At 41.7% G+C, this 21,375-nt stretch carries 14 protein-coding genes; 7 read left to right on the top strand and 7 right to left on the bottom strand.

What is annotated here, in order from left to right; genetic code table 11:
- Window positions 1–77 precede the first annotated feature (77 nt).
- On the bottom strand, window positions 78–581 hold the full coding sequence (gene lrp / locus G3R48_RS03910) for a leucine-responsive transcriptional regulator Lrp (protein ID WP_153663271.1): 504 nt from the start codon (window positions 579–581) through the stop codon (window positions 78–80).
- Between the two features lie 189 nt (window positions 582–770).
- Here lrp and ald point away from each other — a divergent pair, with 189 nt between their 5' ends.
- Window positions 771–1,886 (top strand): alanine dehydrogenase, encoded by a 1,116-nt coding sequence (ald, locus tag G3R48_RS03905; protein ID WP_153663270.1) that lies wholly within the window; start codon window positions 771–773, stop codon window positions 1,884–1,886.
- A gap of 109 nt (window positions 1,887–1,995) precedes the next feature.
- Here ald and G3R48_RS03900 read toward each other — a convergent pair whose 3' ends face one another.
- From G3R48_RS03900 to G3R48_RS03885, 4 genes are all read right to left on the bottom strand, one after another.
- On the bottom strand, window positions 1,996–2,283 hold the full coding sequence (locus G3R48_RS03900; protein WP_153663269.1) for a hypothetical protein: 288 nt from the start codon (window positions 2,281–2,283) through the stop codon (window positions 1,996–1,998).
- Window positions 2,284–2,339: 56 nt separating this feature from the next.
- Window positions 2,340–3,554, bottom strand: a complete 1,215-nt coding sequence (locus G3R48_RS03895) for an RsmB/NOP family class I SAM-dependent RNA methyltransferase (protein WP_153663268.1) — start codon at window positions 3,552–3,554, stop codon at window positions 2,340–2,342.
- 131 nt (window positions 3,555–3,685) lie between these two features.
- A complete protein-coding gene (locus G3R48_RS03890; protein WP_153663267.1) occupies window positions 3,686–4,951 on the bottom strand; it encodes a sugar MFS transporter in 1,266 nt (421 codons plus the stop codon).
- 395 nt (window positions 4,952–5,346) lie between these two features.
- Window positions 5,347–6,975 (bottom strand): alpha-glucosidase family protein, encoded by a 1,629-nt coding sequence (locus G3R48_RS03885; protein WP_153663266.1) that lies wholly within the window; start codon window positions 6,973–6,975, stop codon window positions 5,347–5,349.
- A 496-nt stretch (window positions 6,976–7,471) separates the two neighbouring features.
- Here G3R48_RS03885 and G3R48_RS03880 point away from each other — a divergent pair, with 496 nt between their 5' ends.
- The 6 genes from G3R48_RS03880 (at window position 7,472) to G3R48_RS03855 (ending at window position 18,948) form a co-directional block, all read left to right on the top strand.
- Window positions 7,472–10,210 carry a TonB-dependent receptor gene (locus G3R48_RS03880; protein WP_153663265.1) on the top strand — a complete coding sequence of 913 codons (2,739 nt, stop codon included), beginning with the start codon at window positions 7,472–7,474 and terminating at the stop codon, window positions 10,208–10,210.
- A 103-nt stretch (window positions 10,211–10,313) separates the two neighbouring features.
- Entirely contained in the window at window positions 10,314–11,792 is a 1,479-nt protein-coding gene (locus tag G3R48_RS03875; protein WP_153663264.1) for a tryptophan halogenase family protein, read from the top strand.
- A gap of 12 nt (window positions 11,793–11,804) precedes the next feature.
- Window positions 11,805–13,982 (top strand): alpha-amylase family protein, encoded by a 2,178-nt coding sequence (locus G3R48_RS03870; protein ID WP_153663263.1) that lies wholly within the window; start codon window positions 11,805–11,807, stop codon window positions 13,980–13,982.
- A 368-nt stretch (window positions 13,983–14,350) separates the two neighbouring features.
- On the top strand, window positions 14,351–15,904 hold the full coding sequence (locus G3R48_RS03865; protein ID WP_153663262.1) for an MFS transporter: 1,554 nt from the start codon (window positions 14,351–14,353) through the stop codon (window positions 15,902–15,904).
- Between the two features lie 45 nt (window positions 15,905–15,949).
- Complete coding sequence (locus G3R48_RS03860; RefSeq protein ID WP_153663261.1) at window positions 15,950–18,424, top strand: glycoside hydrolase family 15 protein; 2,475 nt, start codon at window positions 15,950–15,952, stop codon at window positions 18,422–18,424.
- A gap of 152 nt (window positions 18,425–18,576) precedes the next feature.
- Window positions 18,577–18,948, top strand: a complete 372-nt coding sequence (locus tag G3R48_RS03855) for a DUF805 domain-containing protein (RefSeq protein ID WP_153663260.1) — start codon at window positions 18,577–18,579, stop codon at window positions 18,946–18,948.
- A 179-nt stretch (window positions 18,949–19,127) separates the two neighbouring features.
- Here G3R48_RS03855 and G3R48_RS03850 read toward each other — a convergent pair whose 3' ends face one another.
- Both G3R48_RS03850 and G3R48_RS03845 read right to left on the bottom strand, forming a co-directional pair.
- Entirely contained in the window at window positions 19,128–20,063 is a 936-nt protein-coding gene (locus G3R48_RS03850; RefSeq protein ID WP_153663259.1) for a DUF808 domain-containing protein, read from the bottom strand.
- 284 nt (window positions 20,064–20,347) lie between these two features.
- Window positions 20,348–21,373, bottom strand: a complete 1,026-nt coding sequence (locus tag G3R48_RS03845) for a LacI family DNA-binding transcriptional regulator (RefSeq protein ID WP_153663258.1) — start codon at window positions 21,371–21,373, stop codon at window positions 20,348–20,350.
- Window positions 21,374–21,375: the final 2 nt, after the last annotated feature.

Genomic DNA, 21,375 nt, shown 5'->3' with positions numbered 1-21,375 from the left:
TATTCACCGAATTGAGCATTAAACACAAAAAAAGGGCTCATGCCCTTTCTTTCAAATCTAACCTAAATTCACTAACACTAAGCCTCACTAAGATTACTCAACGCCACTTTATTGGTTTGTTTTACTTCTTCCATAACCACGTAGGTACGGGTGTCAGAAACAGAAGGTAATTTTAATAGTGTTTCACCTAGTAAACGACGATAAGCAGACATGTCAGAAACTCGGGTTTTGAGTAAGTAGTCAAAGTCACCAGAGACTAAATGGCATTCTTGAATGTCATCGAGTAACTGTACTGCACGATTAAATCGGTCGAAGATGTCTGGGGTATCCCGATTTAAGGTGATTTCGACAAAAACAAGTAAAGAAGCACCTAAGAAATGCGGATTAACTAACGCGGTATATCCGTTAATATAACCTTGCTTCTCTAACCTTTTTACCCTTTCTAAACAAGGTGTTGGGCTAAGACCAACACGTTTGGATAACTCAACATTTGAAATGCGCCCGTCAGCTTGCAGTTCGGTGAGGATATTACGATCAATACGGTCTAAATCTTTTATAGAATTACTTTTATTATTTACCATATTTTTAACCACATATTATTAATAAAACAACATTTATATCTAGTTATAAACCATCTTCAGCAGCATAAACTGCTTAAGCGATACTATACTAGAGTTCCCTCGAATAAGCACGTTCGTAGGGCTTAAATACAATAACAATAACGCTCACTTATCCTACAAAGTGGGCTTTTTAGTAAACAGAGGCTCAAAATGATTATTGGTGTACCTACAGAGATAAAAAATCATGAATACCGTGTTGGTATGGTTCCTTCAAGTGTACGTGAATTAACCAACCATGGACATGAAGTTTATGTGCAATCAGATGCTGGTATGGGGATTGGATTTACTAACCAAGACTTTATTAATGCTGGGGCCAAAATCCTGGAAACTGCAGCACAGATATTTGCAACGGCAGAAATGATTGTCAAAGTAAAAGAGCCACAAGCAGTTGAACGTGCCATGTTACGCCATGATCAAATCTTGTTTACGTATCTTCATTTAGCGCCGGATTTACCGCAAACCCAAGACCTCATTGAAAGCGGTTCGGTATGTATTGCATATGAAACTGTCACTGACGATCGCGGTGGCCTGCCCCTACTTGCTCCGATGTCAGAAGTCGCTGGGCGGATGTCAATTCAAGCAGGTGCGCGTGCATTAGAAAAATCACTTCAAGGCCGTGGAATGTTATTAGGTGGCGTACCGGGTGTTGAACCTGCAAAAGTGGTCATTATTGGCGGCGGAATGGTCGGTTCAAATGCGGCGCAAATGGCTGTAGGCATGGGCGCAGACGTTGTCATCCTCGACCGTAGCATTGACGTGCTACGTCGTTTAAATGTGCAATTTGGTTCCAGTATCAAAGCTATTTATTCAACAGCAGACGCTATTGAACGTCATGTGCTTGAAGCTGATTTAGTCATCGGTGGTGTATTAGTACCTGGTGCTGCAGCGCCAAAATTGGTCACCAAAGATCACATCAAACGTATGAAGCCTGGCAGTGCTATCGTCGATGTTGCTATTGACCAAGGTGGCTGCGTAGAGACCTCTTATGCGACCACTCACCAAGAGCCAACATTTATCGTTGATGATGTCGTTCATTACTGTGTTGCTAACATGCCTGGAGCTGTTGCGCGTACATCGACATTTGCACTTAATAATGCCACCTTACCGTACATTATTAAGTTAGCTAACTTAGGTTATAAAGCTGCGTTAAACCAAGACAAGCATTTATTAAACGGCTTAAACGTCATGCATGGTCAACTGGTCTGTAAAGAAGTCGCTGAGGCGTTAAACTTACCTTTCACTGCGCCGCAAACTTTACTTAATTAATAACGTAAAATTTTGTATCAGATGATGAAAAAACCGCCTTTAACGGCGGTTTTTTAGTCACTCGTTTTAACTGCAACTTTTAGGTATGATTATTTACTTAAATACATCACTAAATACGCTGTTTATCGCCCAAAACAGCCCATTTATAATCCCCTGCTTTTCCTATTAATCTCAGCACATTCAACTTTATTATTAGCGGTTTTTGAATTAAGGCTAGGTTGCTTTTTGATTGGATACGCTTAGCTAATAAACGCACATTGCCAAGCACTGTAGATTTGCACGCCAATAACACCACATCGATACTGTTAGTGTTTGGCATTATTGGTTTGTTTTTACATTTATCACGGGCTTTGGTTTTGATTTTGATTTTGATTTTGGCGCGCGAGAATAATGACAAAAAAAACAGCACCTTTTTAGGTGCTGTTTTTATATACGGCGACTAAGAGCAAGTCACTATGCTTCGATTCTGCGCATTCTCGCTAAGTAAAAGCCGTCAAAGCCATGATCAGCCACATAAATATGTTCTTCATCAACTAGGGTGAAATGCGGATTTTCTTTTAGGAAACGGGCAACTTGCTCACTGTTTTCTTGAGGCATGATTGAACAGGTGGCATAAATAAGCATTCCGTCAACTTTGACCATTCTGCTGTAACTTTGCAAAATGGTTTTCTGTAACTCAACTAACACAGGCAAGCGTTCAGGTGTATCCCGCCATTTTGCATCGGGATTACGTTTTAGCACCCCAAGTCCAGAACAAGGCACGTCAAGTAATACTCTATCTGCCGACAACTTTAATCGTTTAATGGTTTTAGAACTTGCAATAATGCGGGTTTCAACATTATGTGCCGCTGCGCGTTTAGCGCGGGTTTTCAAGTTATCAAGTTTCCACTGCTCAACATCCATTGCCAACAATCTGCCTTTACCTTGCATTTGCGCAGCAATGTGCAGTGTTTTACCGCCCGCACCCGCACAGGCATCAATCACCCGCATTCCCGGTTTGGCATTGACTGCATTCGCCACTAATTGCGAGCCAGCATCTTGTTGTTCAAACCAACCATCTTTAAAACAGTCAGTTCTAAATAAAGCTGAGTTAGATGTAATTTCTAACGCACTTTCAACACCATTAACCTCAATGGCTGTCACAGATTCTTTAGCTAAACGGGCAATTAATTGTTGTTTGTCGCATTTAAGTTCATTTACGCGAATAAAACGCTTAGGCGCTAACGCTAATGCGCTTCGCTCTGCTGGCCATTTGCCACCGAGTTGCTGGGCACCTAAATCATCTAACCATTGCGGACAACCATCCCACAATGCAGGGTGAGTTTTAGCCTGTTCAATGCGTTCATCGAGCTCTTTCGTGTCCACTTGTAATGAATATTTCATTTTTGGGAAATCAAGCTGATGGAAGTAATGCCAACCGTTTAACAGTTTAGATCCCACACGCTCAAAGTTTTCTGCTTCAATATCGACAACATAACAATATAAATTTAATCGCCTTAAAATATCACCCACGACAAAGGTGATACGTGCTTGTTCGTCTGAGGCTAACTTTAAACCTGAAAAGTGTTGCGAATAGGCTCTGTCTAGGGGTTTACCTTGACTCAAAACCATTGATAAAACATTAAGCACTAATTCAGAAGAGCTTCCAGAAAGGGGGTAAGTCAACATATCATTCTCGATAACGTGGGTTGTGGAATAAAACGCGCTGATCATAGGTTTTAATGCCCCTGATAGCAATAAAAAAGCGACTCAATTGAGCCGCTTTAGTCAAACTGTGATTAGAGCACTTTCGTTTACGCTTACATTTTTGCGCCTTTAGCACCATAAAAGATAATATAGCAGTAACAAAAGACCGGTAATATGAATGCAGTTTGTATGTCGGCACTATCAGCAATGACACCTTGAATAAGCGGCATAATTGCCCCACCAACAATAGCTAAACAAATAATACCACTGCCTTGAGAGGTATGTGGACCTAGGTCGCGCAATGCCAAGCTAAATATCGTTGGAAACATAATTGAGTTAAATAACCCAACCGATAAAATGGCGTACATGGCAATTTTACCGTCAAAATTAACGGCCACCAACACTAACATCGCCGCCATAATGCCGTTAAAGGCGAGGACTTTATTGGCCGACACTTTTTGCATCACAGCGGAACCAATAAAGCGTCCAACCATTGCCCCGCCCCAATAGTAGGTGATGTATTTAGCTGCGTCGGCTTCTTTTAAACCTACAATATGATCTTCGCCTAAAAAGTTAACTAAAAAGCTACCAATAGCCACTTCAGCTCCAACATAAACAAAAATACCAACCGCGCCCAGTACCAAGTGGATACTCTGTAGGGCACTGGTTTTACCTTTATAGCTCACCTCACCGGTTGTTGATACTTCTGCGTGCTCATCAATTACGGGCAATTTTAATTTAGAAAAAATGACCGCTAAAATAGCCAATGTTGCCGCTAAAAACAGATATGGCATTTTAACCACTTCCGCTTCAGCTTGATGATGGGTCATTTCACCTACCGCGCCAGTTGCGACGGATAATATTAATATGGCACCAAAGTATGGCGCGACGGTTGTTCCTAAGGCATTAAATGCTTGGGTTAAATTAAGCCGACTTGAAGCGGTTTCTTCACTGCCTAACGCGTTAACATAGGGATTAGCAGCAACTTGTAAAATGGTGATACCCGACGCCAGAACAAATAATGCCCCCAAAAATAAGCCATAAACTTCAAAATCTGCTGCAGGATAAAACAGTGCACAACCGATACTGGCAATGACTAAACCTGCGACAATACCGCGTTGATAACCTAATTTTTTAACTAAACTACCGGCTGGCAGGGACACTAAAAAATAAGCCCCAAAAAAGCAAAACTGAATCAACATTGCTTCGGTGTAACTTAATGAAAAAACAGCTTTTAAATGTGGTATTAAAATATCATTTAAACACGTGATAAACCCCCACATAAAAAATAACGAGGTTAATGAAACTAAGGCAAAACGGTATTGACCATTAGGGCTTGAGGTGTAAGTTGCTGAACCTGTTTGTGCAGTAGAAGCCATATTATTTTCTCTTATTATTTATTTTAATTTCAAGCGTAATTACACTGCTTAAAATCCATGTGTGAGCCTATATTTTTCGCTGTTCAATAATGAGCTTATTTAAAGCCCATTTATAAATCTAAATAACGCGCTGTTATAAACCGCATAAAAACGCAATGCAACAGGCTCACTGAACGAGCGATAAAGCGGTGCGAAAACATAATTGTTATCACGCTCTAACGGCCCTGCTTTGGGCTATTTACTTGTGTTAGTGAGCCTGTTAATCACCCCTTTTTATAACGACTTTAACCAAAAAAAGAGCCGATTTATGCACCGATTTTACAAGTGAAGGTCAAAACTAATTTTGTGCCATTTCAGTATAATTAACCCAGTGACACAGCCCTGACTATTAAAGGTTAGTTTATTTTGGCAAATACGCAGCTATAAGCAGGTAAGATATAACAATTTTTAACTTCACTTAGTTCACCATTCAGCAACCCATGACAGGTGAGGTTTTGTTCAATATTGTAATTTTCAAGTACAAATTGATGCTCATGTTCAGTTAAATTAAATAACACCAGCAGTTTTTCATCTGCTGTTGAGCGAATAAATGCCAATATATGCTCATTGGCATCGACAAATTCGATTTCGCCTTCTATTAATGCCTGATGAGATTTACGCCACTGCAGAAAATGTTGGTATGATTTTAATATAGAATTAGGGTCAGTTTGCTGCACATTTACTGCGTGTTGCCGATGTGATGGCGACAACGGCAACCAAGGTTGTTTATTAGAAAAACCCGCTTGTTGTTGGTCGCTATGCCACGGCATCGGAGTACGACATCCATCTCGGCCTTTAAATTGCGGCCAAAACGTGACGCCAAAAGGGTCTTGCAGTTGATCAAATTCTATTTCTGCTTCACAAAGCCCAAGCTCCTCACCTTGATAACTGCAAATACTGCCACGTAAAGAAAACAATAGTGCATTAAGCATTTTTATAAAGTCGGTATTATCGCTATCTTTAGCCCAACGACTAGCTACCCGTTGAACATCATGATTACCAATAGCCCAGCATGGCCAACCATCACCAATACTGCCTTCTAAGGCCTCTACAGTTTGACGAATATATGTAGCACTAAACTCATCAGTTAATAACTCGAAACTATACGCCATGTGCAAGCGCTCGTTACCTTGGGTGTACTCAGCCATAGTTGCTAATGAGTCTTCAGAGGAGACTTCACCAAGGGTAACAGCATTGGGATAACGGTCGATTAACGCACGTAATTGCTCAATAAACTGTACCGTTTGCGGACGGGTATTGTTGTAATAATGATATTGATACGCATATGGGTTGTCTTCACTAAAGCCACGCCCTTGGCGTTTGTCGGCGGGCTTTGCGGGGTTATCACGCAGTTGCTCGTCGTGATAACAAAAGGTAATGGCATCTAAGCGGAAACCATCAACCCCTTTTTTGAGCCAAAATTCAACGTTGTCTAACACGGCTTGGCGCACATCAGGATTATGAAAATTTAAATCTGGCTGACTTTTCAAAAAATTATGCAAGTAATATTGCTTACGACGCGGCTCCCATTCCCAAGCACAGCCACCAAATATTGCTAACCAATTGTTAGGCGCGGTGCCATCTTGTTTCGGATCTGCCCACACATACCAATCTTGTTTGGCGTTGGTTTGATTTTGACGGCTTTGTTCAAACCAAGCATGTTGATCTGAGGTGTGACTTAAAACTTGATCGATAATGACTTTAATACCAAGTCCATGCGCCTTGGTAATCAGTTCATCAAAATCATTCATAGTGCCAAACATCGGGTCTACGGCTAAATAGTCACTAATGTCGTAACCAAAATCATTCATAGGAGATTTAAAAAATGGTGAGATCCAAATCGCATCGACATGTAAGTTGGCGATGTAATCAAGTTTGGAAATGATGCCTTGCAAATCACCGATACCGTCATTATTGGCGTCCATTAAGCTTCGTGGATATATTTGATATATCACTGTGCCTTTCCACCAGCTAATTTGGTCCATTCCATCCCCTTAAATGTGTTTCACTCTCAATGATACATCGATGAAAGTTAAATCATTGTAACCACTAGGTTATCAACGCCTTTGTGTTGTTATACGACTGAGGATACGTGAAATTGGAAATCAGGTTCAATAGATCTGCATACGTATGCATTAAGCCGATATCGAACCCCGTATGCGTTGATACATTTTAAAACATTAAAAAACAATATCTTATGTATAATAACGTATCGGTAATATTTGTTGATTTTTGGTTAAATAGTTCGCTTTTTATCATCGACAACAGTTTGAATACGTATGCATCGTATTGTGAGTGATTCAAGCTCAAGAGTAATATCTCAACTGATTCATAACAATTCGATCATAACCTCAACACTTATGCAGTCAATTAAGCCTGTTGGGATAAATCACAATAAAGACTGTAACCAAAATATAAAGAACGCTAACAACTCGAACTGGACAGCCTGTTGTTAAGCATTCATACCAAGGGGAAAGATGAATGTCGTTATTTAAACCAAGCTTACTAACTTTAGCGTTAGCTGCTGCAGGCGCTAGCATGGGTGCTTATGCTGTAGAAGATGATGTTAACAATACCACTGCAGACGAAAGCATTGAAGTGATTAAAGTGTCAGGTATCCGCCGCAGTTTACAAAAATCACAATCATTAAAAATGTCTAACTCATCGGTTGTCGAAGCCATTTCTTCAGAAGACATCGGGAAATTACCTGATGTGTCAATTGCCGAATCATTAGCACGCCTTCCGGGTATCGCCGCTCAACGTCTTGATGGACGTGCCAATGTGGTGTCGATTCGTGGGCTTGGACCTGATTTCACCATGGCCACATTAAATGGTCGTGAGCAGGCATCAATTAACGATAACCGCGGCGTTGAGTTTGACCAATATCCGTCTGAACTCCTTGATACGGTTGTGGTATATAAAACACCTGATGCATCGTTAATGACTCAAGCCATTGGCGGCACAGTAGACATGCAAACTATTAGTCCACTTCGTTACGGCGAGCGCACTATTGCGGTTAACTTACGTGGTGAAAGTAATGATTTAGGCGCATTGAATTCAGGTTCTGATGATAAAGGCTATCGTGGCAGTATCTCTTATATTGACCAGTTTGCTGACGATACTATCGGGATAGCATTAGGTTACTCTCGTATGCAGTCACCCAACCAAGAAGAGCGCTGGCAAGCATGGGGTTACCCAGAAGACGCTAACGGCGACAAAATCTTAGGTGGCGCAAAACCTTATGTTCGCTCTTCAGAACTGGAACGTGACGGAGTCATGGCAGTATTTGAATACGTGCCAAATGAACACTACCGCTCAGTTGTCGATGTGTTTTATACCAAATTTTATGACGAACAAATCCTTAGAGGTGCAGAGATCCCCGGCGCATGGGGTGGTGGCTGGGCTAACTCAGGCACTGACTCAATTAGCAGTGAAAACGGTTTAGTCACCCAAGGTATTATTCGTGACGCTGGTATCTTGATCCGTAACGATGCGAATACCCGTGACGCGAATTCATTATCGATTGGTTGGAATAACGAATATCACATTAATACTAACTGGACTGTTGAAGCTGATATTGCAATGTCAAAAGTTGACCGTACCGATATTGGTATTGAAACCTATGCCGGTACTGGCCGTGGTAATGGCAACGGTGTCACTGAAGACCTGGGCTTTAGTTACAACGGTGAAGGCGGCTATAACTTTAATCCAGCATTGGATTATTCAGACCCGAACCTAATCCGTCTTGGTGGTGCATTTAGTTGGGGGCCTTCAATAGATAGCAATATGCAAGATGGTTTTATTAATAAACCTGAAATTGAAGATGAACTGAAATCATTACGTTTAGGCACCACCTATACCTTTGATGATGGCTTTATTCACAATATTGAGTTTGGTGTCAACATGACTCAACGTGAAAAAACCAAAGACGACAATGGTTATTACCTCACATTGAAAGGCTATGACATTAATACTGCGCCTGACTATATGATGACTGTGCCTGAAAAGTATTTGCTTAGTCCAACATCTCTGGCTTTTTTCGGCATGGGCAATATGTTGTCATATGACGCACTCGCTTTTTATAATGACGGTAATTACGATGAGTTAGACGCCAGCACAGTTCAATTAGATCGCTCAGTTAACTCTTGGCAAGTCGAAGAAAAAGTTAATACGTTTTATGTTAAAGCCGACTTTGAAACCGATGTTGGTCACATGCCATTAACGGGTAACTTTGGTGTACAAGCGGTTCACACAGACCAAAGCTCAAAAGGCACGGCTGCAACTGTATTAGCAGATGGCTCCATTGGTTTAACCCCAAGTTACGGTGAAGATTCATATCTTGAGTGGTTACCGAGTTTTAACGTTGCATTAGAAGTCGCTGAAGGTCAGCGTGTTGTATTCGCTGCGGCGCGAACCCTAAGCCGTGCGCGCATGGATAAAATGAATGCCAATGTCAGTTACTCATACGATAAAGATGGTATTGGCGGCGTGTATTACTCAGGTAGTGCAGGCAACCCAAGTCTACGTCCGTGGATGGCTCGTCAATATGATATCAGCTATGAGAACTACTTTAGCGACCAAGGTTACTTCTCTATTGCTGCTTATTACAAAGATTTAGAAAACTATGTATACGACCAGACGGCCTTTGTCGACTTTAGCGAAATTCTCCCGGGTGTCACCCCTGGTGAAGAAGCGGGTGAATTTAGTTCGCCACAAAATGGTCAAGGTGGATATGTTCAAGGCATCGAGGCATCTATTTCTCTCGATTTTGGCTATTTCGCTAATGCATTAGAAGGGTTTGGTACCATCTTAAACGGCTCTTACAATGACTCTGAAGTGAAAGAAACCTCACAAAGTGATCCAACTACCTTGCCGGGTTTATCAGAGAAAACATTTAACGCGACAGTTTATTATGAAAACTCGGGTTTCGAAGCGCGCGTGAGTTCACGTTACCGCAGTGAATTCTTAGGTGAAGTCACCGCAATTAGCTTAAGCCGAGTAAACGTTAATGTTGATGCTGAAACCGTGGTTGATGCGCAAATAGGTTATGACTTTGGTGAAGCAGGATTTAATTCTCTCGCTGGATTATCAGTGCAATTGCAAGTCAATAATTTAACTAACGAGCCATTTACTACCTACTTTGGTGAAGATGATCGTGAAGTACGCGACTACCAAAACTATGGTCGTAACTACATGTTAGGTGCTAACTACAAGTTCTAAGCTGTGTGATAAAAAAGCCTCTTTTTAGAGGCTTTTTTATTGTCTTTTGATCATAAACAATCGCAATCTCCAGCTAACTTTTAACCAGAGTAAAAGGATGATAATGAATAACAACATCAATAATATCGTTATCGTAGGCGGTGGCACCTCAGGTTGGATGACGGCGGCACTGCTTAGTAAAATGTATTCTCAGACTCTCAACATTAGCTTAATTGAATCTGCCGATATCAGCACTATTGGTGTAGGCGAAGCAACTATTCCTCCCCTTAAAATATTTAATGATGTACTAGGTGTGGATGAAAAATCGTTTATAGCCCAAACCCATGCCAGCATTAAACTTGGAATCGAATTTAGCCATTGGGGCAAAGAGTCACAGTGCTACATGCACGCCTTTGGTACGTTAGGTAAAAACATAGGTTACACTTCCTTTCATCATTATTGGTTAGCAAGTAAACCTGAAACAGCCTCATCGTTATGGGACTTTTCATTCAATTACCAAGCCGCTAGTGCAGGCAAATTTGCTAATGTCACCCGCATTCATAACGAACAACTTGCAGGCTTAACCCATGCTTATCACTTTGATGCAGGGCGATATGCACAATTGTTGCAGCAACTGTGTAGCAATGCAGGCATTACCCACATTCAAGACACTGTTAATGATGTTGTTTTAGATGAACAAGGTAATATCGCACGCTTACATTTAAACGCGAGCCCACCGATTGAAGGTGATTTATTTATTGATTTTTCCGGCCAAACTGGGCTGCTAATTGATAAAGCATTGGGGGTGGAATTTGACAGTTATCAAAAGTGGTTAAAATGCGACCGCGCCTGGGCAGTGGCCAGTGAAGCAAGTCACCCCATTATTCCTTTTACTCGCGCCATCGCACATGAATTTGGTTGGCAGTGGCGCATACCTTTGCAGCACCGCACAGGTAATGGCTTGGTTTATTCATCGCAGTTTATTGACGATGACAGCGCAAAACAGCGGTTATTATCTAATTTAGATACCAAAGCGATCACTCAACCGAGATTGCTCAAATTTACGCCCGGCAGACGAGTAAAGCAGTGGCATAAAAATTGTGTCGCCATTGGGTTATCCAGCGGTTTTTTAGAACCGCTTGAATCAACCAGTTTACATTTAGTGCAAACTGCCATTATTCGGCTGACCAAATTATTGCCTCATCGCCGAATTACTCCTGCGCTAGTTGATGAATATAACCGACAATCTCAACGTGAATTTGAACAAATTCGTGACTTTATCATTTTGCATTACGCCCTCAATCAACGACAAAGCGGCGATTTATGGCAGCAATGCAGGCAAATGTCGTTGCCGGAATCGTTAAGACAAAAAATCGATCTCTTCGCGCAATCAGGCAACCTGTTTCGCCAACAAGATGAACTGTTTACCGAAGAAGCTTGGCTGCAAGTCATGATAGGTCAAGGGCTGATGCCAAGCGATCATAACCCGTTAGCTAACAATATGACGGCGATACAACGTGATGAGTTTTTAAGTAACTTAAAAGCTATTTACCAACATTATTGTGCTCAATTACCGCCTCATGAGCAATTTTTACAACGTTAATAAGGACACATCATGCGTCAGGTCAATATTTTCTCTGCAACGGCAACTTTCCCCCAACACCGACCTAGCAATGGTCTACTCGCGGTGAGTTTCATCCTTGCTTTAGGTGCCAGTGTCTCCCCCGCTTTTGCTGTTATTGACACGCCAAAAGCAAATACTGTCAGTCCCATTACCAGCATTGATAAATCCGCCATGGCACACAAGGCCTTGGTGTATCAGGTATTTACCCGACTCTACGGCAACACCAACACCAATAACATGGCTTGGGGCAATATAGCGCAAAATGGCGTGGGCAAATTTAGCGATTTTAGCGTCACTGCCCTACAAGACATTCAATCACTTGGGGTCACTCATATCTGGTATACCGGCGTACCACATCATGCGCTGATTAATGACTATAGTGCCTATGGGATTAGCAATGATGATCCTGATGTCGTAAAAGGCCGCGCTGGCTCCCCTTATGCGGTCAAAGACTATTACAACGTTAATCCAGACTTAGCAGATAATCCCGCTGAGCGCCTAGCCGAATTTGAAGCACTTATTGCCCGTACCCACCAGCAAGGAATGAAAGTCATCATTGATATTGTGCCTAATCATGTAGCGCGCCGTTATCAATCACTTTCTGCGCCACAAGGCGTCAGCGACTTTGGCGCAGCAGATGACACTTCTGTTGAATACGCTAAAAATAACAACTTTTATTATATTCAAGGCAGTCAGTTTAGCGTGCCTCAGCTACCCGCTAATCAAGCTGTATTGGGTGGTCAACCCCATCCATTAGCAGACGGGAAATTTGTTGAAACACCCGCAAAATGGACTGGTAATGGTTCACGATTAGCACAGCCTCATGCCAATGACTGGTATGAAACCGTAAAAATTAATTACGGAGTTAAGCCTGATGGTAGCGCTGATTTCCCACAGCTGCCAGCAAGTTATGCCACTAAAACCGCCGCCGAACATTTTGCTTTTTGGCAGCAACAATCAACTGAGTCGATTCCTGACTCTTGGGTAAAGTTCAAGCAAATCACCCAATATTGGCTTGATAAAGGCGTTGATGGGTTTCGTTATGACATGGCTGAAATGGTGCCGGTTGCATTTTGGAGCTATTTAAATAGTCACATTAAACACACTAACCCAAAAGCATTTTTATTAGCTGAAGTTTATAACCCTGATTTATATCGTGATTATATTCATCTTGGCAAAATGGATTACTTGTACGACAAAGTGGATTTATATGACACCTTAAAAGATATCATGCACGACAAGCGTTCTAGCGCTGAGATAGCCTTGGTGCAAAGTAAAGTACAAGATATTGAAGCTCACATGCTGCACTTTTTAGAAAACCACGACGAACAACGTATTGCCAGTGCCGACTTTGCAGAAAATCCATTTAATGCTCTCCCTGCAATGGTGCTGTCAACCACATTAAGTCGTGCGCCAACCTTACTTTATTTTGGCCAAGATGTAGGAGAAGCTGGCGCAGAACATGCTGGATTTGGCCAACCGACTCGTACCAGTATTTTTGACTATATTGGCGTGCCAGCGCATCAGCGCTGGATGAATAACGGTAAGTTTGATGGTGGTCAATCGACACAGAGCGAAAAGCAACTTAGGCACTATTATCAAACCCTGTTAAATTTAAGCCACAGTGCAGCGGCTTTATCGGGTCATTATGTTGAACTAGATAGCTTACAGCGCAGCTTAAACACCAAAGGTTATAACGACAAAGCATTTGTATTTAGCCGCTTTAATCCGCAACAACAATTGGTTATCGCCACTAATTTTTCATACACAGAACCAGCCCGCTACACCGTCACGATACCTCACTCGCTCATTGCCAAGTGGCCGCATATGACAACGCGCCCGTTAACATTAACCAATCTACTTGCATCAACCATAAAGCCACATTTGGGGCAAGCAAACCATGAGGCTTTGCCTTTGCAACAGGCCAGTGAAATGCAAATCAAGCAAGCGTCGTTAACGTCTAAAAATAACACCAGCCAATCTAACTGGACAATTGAATTTGAACCGACACAACAAGGCGTTGTCGGTAAAATAAAGCTGCAATTAGCGCCATTAGAGTCAGTGATATTAGCGTTACCTTCAACCGATGGCATGCAAACAACAATGCAGCTAAAAACAGCATCTGAGCTGATAAGCACTCCTGTTCAGCAAGTGGATAATGCCAGATAAAGCCATTGAGGGTATTCATGGTTAAATACACACTCACTTACTGTTATGATTTTGCTAATAAAACGTTGCTGGGAATTTATGAATACGTATGTACACAGTTGCACCTATTTGGGTGGCAACGCTAGTATAAATCTTGCTGATTCACTGTGTGCTCACACAGCGAAAAGGGCTAGGTCGTTTCTGACGTTAAGTCAGTTTTAAAGTGCCTTATGTTTTTGTTTGTTGGGTATTGCCACCTAATAAATAATCTAAATAGGTCTTTGGCGAATACTTGTCTTAGGGAGATGTGTATTCGCCATTTTTTTATCTAGCAGTGACGCTAGTTACCGCCTAACACTGTTAATTAGGCATCATTTTAAAGGATTACTATGTCTGCTAATAACAATAATAAATCACTGTCTAGCACTCATACTCCCACTGAACAACCTCCATTACACTTTTGGCAGATATTCAATATGTGTTTTGGTTTTTTAGGGATTCAGTTTGGCTTTGCACTGCAAAATGCCAATGTCAGCCGCATCTTCCAAACCTTAGGCGCGCAGATAGAAGATATTCCGATTTTATGGATAGCTGCGCCATTAACGGGATTAATCGTACAACCGATTATTGGTTATTTAAGTGACAACACTTGGAACCGTCTTGGCCGCCGCAGACCATATTTTTTAATTGGTGCAATCTGTACTACCCTCGCCTTATTTGTCATGCCCCATTCGCCTACATTATGGATTGCCGCCGGCATGCTGTGGATTATGGATGCTTCAATCAATATCGCCATGGAGCCATTTAGAGCCTTTGTTGGCGATAATCTACCTAAGAGCCAGCGCACTCAAGGCTATGCGATGCAGAGCTTTTTCATCGGTATTGGCGCGGTTGTCGCCTCGGCTTTACCGTATATTTTGACCAACATGTTTGATGTCGCAAATACTGCCGATGCTGGCGAAATTGCTGACTCGGTTCGTTACTCATTTTATTTTGGTGCAGTGGTATTATTTTTAGCGGTGTTTTGGACCATTATTTCATCTAAAGAATACTCACCTGAAGAGTTAGCTTCATTTCACTCGGCTCAAAGCCAGTCAGGGCTAACGCAAGAGGCAAACCTGCGCAGCTCAGCGCAATATCGTAAAGGGGCTATCAGCTGGATAACTGTTGGCACAGTATTTACCGCTTTCATTGCTGTACAAGATTTAGACCCACAACTGTATATTTTAAGTTTAGGTATTTTAGCCTTTGGACCACTGCAATTATTTTGCGCTATCAAGCTCAATACCAGTCAGGGCGATAATCAGTCAATGGGCATGACATTTAACGTGGTAAACGATTTATTCCATATGCCCAGAGCAATGAAGCAATTAGCCATTGTGCAATTTTTCGCTTGGTTTGCTTTGTTTTCTATGTGGATTTACACCACATCGGCAGTAACTTCACACCACTATGACAGCAACGATGTGCTCAGCCAAGCCTACAATGATGGCGCTGATTGGGTTGGCATATTGTTCGCTTCTTACAATGGTTTTGCCGCCATTGCCGCGATGATTATTCCACTATTAGCTAAAACCGTAGGGATTAAATTTACTCATACCATCAATATGTTTTTAGGCGGTATAGGTTTAATCAGTTTCTATTTTATCACTGACCCAACTCACTTATGGATCCCAATGATTGGTGTGGGTTTTGCCTGGGCATCGATCTTATCCGTCCCCTACGCCATGCTTTCAGGCGTTATTCCGGCGCATAAAATGGGCGTTTACATGGGCATATTTAACTTCTTTATTGTTATTCCACAATTGCTTGCTGCCAGCATATTAGGGTTACTGTTACGCGTTTTCTTTGACAGCCAGCCCATTTATGCAGTCGTACTTGGCGGTATTTTTATGATGGTTTCAGGCATTGCAGTCCATTTTGTACAAAACGAAAAAAAATAATAATTCAAGTAATACACCACTATTTCAGTAAATTCGGGGAGCATTATGTTGCACACAAACGTCTTAAATAAGCCTAAAAAGTTGGCATCAACAATCGCAATCGTCCTGTTAGGGTTAAACCTAAGTGCTTGCAGCAATGACCCAGAAAATCTAACATCAGCACTTACACGTGCACAACCCGCAACTGCCGCTGTCGCATCAGCACCCGGTGCACCGGGAATCGAGCCTACATGGGCTTTTTCAGGTAAAACCGGCATCGGCACATCGTATGTACCTTATGTTAACGGCCAGTATGTTGCCTCTGAACATCAAGCGGTTAGCAAAGTCTGGTTCAGCGTCGCGCAAGGTATTCTTACCGAAACCATGTATGGCTTGATTCACAACGCGCAATTAAAAGAATTACAATTTATTATCACTGGGAAAGATTTTGTCGACACTGAGAAAAAAGACACCATCACCACGATTGAGTATTTACATCAAGATGATCAAGGCAGACCACTGTCATTAGCCTATAAAATTATTAACCGCGACACAGAGGGTAAGTACCAAATAGAGAAGCACATTTTTACCGACCCTAACCGCCATTCATTAATGATGAAAGTCATCTTTACCGCTTACGAAGAAGGAATTACCCCGCACCTTTATGCTAATCCACACATTGATAATAGCGGCGCGAACGATATTGCTTTTGTTGAAGGAAACGCGTTAATTGCTCATACAGCTGAGCAAGATTCATCCTTTATGACCATTACTTCAGACACACAATTTGTGAAAGCACAAGCAGGCTTTGTTGGCCGCTCTGACGGCTTAGTTGATTTACAAGATAACGGTCAACTTGATAATTTATACCAAACCACCAGCCTTGATAGAAAAACCGTCGGCAACGTTGCGTTAACGGCGCAGCTGCCTTCATTAACCGTTAATCAACCGCTAACCATTAATGTCGCTATCGGCTTTGGTGACAATCAGCAACAAAGTATGGCCGCGGCAACTCAATCATTACTAACCGGTTATGATGCCGTGCTTAGTGCCTATTTAGGTAATGATAAACAGTTAGGTTGGCAAGATTATTTAGCCAGTTTAACACCGCTTAATGATATGGCGGTGAACACTGCTGATAACGGCCAATTACTGTATGCCAGTGCATTGGTGTTAAAAGCACAAGAAGATAAAACCCATGCGGGAGCATTAATCGCTTCACTGTCAAACCCTTGGGGCGACACCGTTTCTGCGAAGGTGGGCAGTACAGGTTATAAGGCGGTATGGCCAAGAGATTTTTATCAGTGTGCAATGGCATTTTTAGCCATGGGTGATACCCAAACTCCTAAAGTGGCCTTTGAATATCTAAAAAAAGTGCAAGTTAGCCAGCAAACACCAGATTACCAAGGTACTAACGGCTGGTTTTTACAAAAAACCCATGTTGACGGTCAAATTGAATGGGTCGGTGTCCAACTCGATCAAACAGCAATGCCGATTATGCTTGGTTGGAAACTTTGGCAAGCCGGGGTATTTACCGATGCAGAAATCAGCACCTGGTATCATCAAATGCTGAAACCTGCGGCAGATTTCTTGGTTAACGGTGGTAAGGTTAAACTTGATTGGAATGACGTCACTATTACCCCGCCCCATACTCAGCAAGAACGCTGGGAAGAACAAGCCGGCTATTCTCCATCTACCATAGCTTCTGTAATCGCAGGATTAGTAGCAGCAAGTGATTTAGCAAAACTTGCTGGCGATGACCAACAACAATATTTAGCCATTGCTACAAAACTAAAACAGCAGTTAGCAGCAACGACGATCACCACCCAAGGAGGCCTTAATAGCGCCATTGATAACCAAGCTTATTATTTACGTATTAGCCCTAACGGTAACCCTAATACCAATACTCCTTTGCTTGATAACAATGGTAAACCAGGGATTGATCAACGCCAGATCCTCGACGCAGGCTTTTTAGAGCTCGTCCGTTACGGGGTCACACCGGCAACAGACTCAGTCATAAAAAATAGTGTCAAACTCATTGATAATACTGACCTTGAACATAATTTACGGGTTAAATATGAGTTTGTAGCCAAAGATGGCAGCACCGTGCCAGGGTATAGACGTTATGGCAATGACGGTTACGGTGAAGATACGCAAACAGGCAACAGTTACGCTGAAAATGGCAGTAATACAATTGATCAACGTGGTCGTGTTTGGCCATTTTTTACAGGCGAACGAGGCCATTATGAACTGGCATTGGCTAAAGCAACCAACCAACTTAACCAACAAAGCAAACAACAATTAATTTCGACCTATGTACAAGGAATGGAAACCTTTGCTAACGCCGGTTTAATGCTCCCTGAGCAAGCTTGGGATGGTGTTGGTCACCCAACGCGCTACCAGTATAAATTAGGCGACGGCACTAATTCAGCAACACCACTGGCATGGACTCATGCTGAGTATGTGAAATTAGTTCGCTCAATGACTGATGAACAAGTTTGGGATTTTTATCCCATTGTTGCAGATAAACTTAAAGATTAACGGCATGTAACGGCTGATCAATTACTGACAACAGCTTAGAATAATATCCGTTAATGTTTTATCAACAGTTAGACTGTTTAAAAAGCGATTATTGTTTAAGTTGTAAAAAGTTGATACAAATAGGTTTTACATAACATCAAGGAATTCATTCGATGGACTGGTATATAAAAGTTCTCAAGCAATATTTTGATTTTAGTGGCCGTGCTCGCCGTAAAGAGTTTTGGATGTTTTTATTAATCAGTACGATTATTTCTATAATATTAAGCTTGATTGATAAAGGAGTTGGTACATTTAATGACGCGACCGGTTATGGCATCATTAGCGGTATTTACTCGTTATTAGTGTTGATACCATCGATTGCGGTGAGTGTTAGACGCCTGCATGATACCAATCATTCTGGCTGGTGGTGTTTATTGGTATTAATTCCACTTCTGGGATTATTTATTTTAGCCATTGTATTTTGCTTTGACAGTAAAGAAGATAACGAATACGGGCCAAATCCAAAGTTATTAGCTCAATCGTAGGCTCAAAGCATATTTAACAGCGACTGATTAAATTAGCATAAAAAAGGTATCGATATCGATACCTTTTTTATTGCCTTACATTGCATTAGCTCAAATCACTGGCAGCTTAAGCATCCATCTTACTTTTGTATTTAGTTGTTAAACTGTTAGCAGTTACCTAAGAATGATGCATAAACAATTTATGCACTGGCCGTTATTTTCTTAACACTATTTATGACAGCTAATACCGCAAATCCGATTAACACGCCACAGCAGCCATTAAGTATAAATGGCATTCCCCACGCGATCTCTGGGCCGACAAATTCAATGGTCACCACTGATGATTCAATATCACTAAAAATCAGACTAAAGTAATCAAAACCATGGGTAATAATACCGCCGCCAACGGTAAACATTGCAATAGTGCCTGCCACGGTAAGCGTCTTCATCAAATTTGGCGCCGCGGTTATCAACATTAACCCCAGCTTTCGAATACGTAGCTTTATCTGCCCTTGCCCTTTTAGCTTTGACAGGTACAAACCGACATCATCAATTTTCACAATACAAGCCACCAAACCATACACGCCCGCAGTCATGGTGATAGCGATGACAGTTAATGTCAGTAATTGATCTATTAATGATGCTTTAGCGACAACTCCTAATCCAATAGCGATGATCTCCGCCGATAACACAAAGTCAGTACGAATGGCGCCTTTGATTTTTTCTTGCTCACAAAAGGGTTTCCTATCCTTTAGCAGATTTGCAGGTTGTTGATGATTATCTGCACCTTGGTTAACACGTAATTGATACCAATGAAGCAGCTTTTCACTGCCCTCAAAGCACAGAAACAGTCCACCACACATCAATAAAGGCGTAATAAGCCACGGCGCAACAGCACTAATGATGAGTGCGATGGGCACCAATATCGCTTTGTTTTTTAACGAACCTAAAGCGACTGCCCACACAACAGGTAATTCACGTGCAGCAGCAACGCCTGAAACTTGTTGGGCATTTAACGCAAGGTCATCACCTAAAACACCGACGGTTTTTCTTGCTGCAACTTTACTCATCGCCGCAACATCATCTAGCACAGCGGTTATATCATCTAACAGCATTAATAAACTGGCACCTGCCATAATAAAATCCTAAATCACCTAATTTAAAACGAAAATTCATTATCTTTATCTGAATCTCTGAACATGAGCCCAGCATTTTCGGGGCCCCACTTTAGACGCGCACTTTTGCTAACTCTCACTTAGTTAAAACAACGCACTCGCTGATTGCATAAGTTGACCATTAAGATGGTGTTAGCATTTGAAGTCGTCACTTTGTAAAATACAAATTGACCACCAGTAACGAAAAAAGCACAAATAATGGCATTTGTGCTTTTAAACAAGGCTTAGATTGTTGATTTTTTAACTTACTCTACACGGCAAGATTGCCTAACCACAATAGTAGTGGGAATAAGCAGCGGTTTTACTTCTTGTCCGCGAATAAGCTTTAATAAACTCTCAACAATTTTTTCACCCGCGAGTTTGGTGTTTTGCTTTACCGTTGTAAGTGCTGGATGGGCATAACTGGCAACAGGAATATCATCATAACCAATCACGCCAATGTCGTCTGGCACTTTAATGCCACGCTTATTTAACGCATTAATAGCACCAATAGCGATTAAGTCGCTGGCAGCAAAAATAGCATCAAACGACTGACCACTATCTAGCAGGGCATTGGCCGCTTCAAAACCTGATTTCTCAGTGCTAATTGCCGCAAATTGTTTTTTGTTGCTTAGCGTTAACCCGGCTTTGTTAAGTTCATCGATATGGCCTAAATAGCGATCGCGAAATTCAGGACTATGGCTAGAGCTATCACCCAAAAAAGCAATATCTTGATAGCCACAATTAATTAAATGTTCTGTGGCAATCTGACCGCCTTGGTGATTGTCACAACCAATAGATAACACTGCTTTATCGTTATGCTCAGCCCCCCAAATAACAAAGTGGGTATTTTGCGCTAACAATTTATCGAGTTTATGGGCGTAATCAACATAATCACCATACCCAAGCAGGATTATCCCGTCCGCTTTATTACTGTCTTCGTAATCGGCATGCCAGTCACTGGACAATTGTTGGAAAGACACGAGTAAATCATAACCTTGCTGAGCAGTTGCCCGCGTAATAGACCCAAGCATTGATAAGAAAAAGGGATTTATCATTGACTCGTCATTGGTTGGGTCTTCACAAATGAGCAGCGCTAAAGTATGACTATGTTGGGCACGTAAATTACTGGCGTTTTTATCCACCTTATAATTTAACTCTTTCGCGATAACTTGTATTTTTTCACGCGTTTCTTGGCTCACTAACGGGCTATTTCGCAATGCTCTTGACACCGTAGACTGGGAAACACCAGCCCGATAGGCAATATCTATCGATGTTGCTTTAGAAGCCATAT

Origin of the sequence: Shewanella intestini, assembly GCF_018221465.1 — a bacterium.
GTDB classification, from domain to species: Bacteria; Pseudomonadota; Gammaproteobacteria; order Enterobacterales; family Shewanellaceae; genus Shewanella; species Shewanella intestini.
Note: the sequence above shows the minus strand (reverse complement) of the source record. Positions and strands in the feature narration are given on the sequence as shown.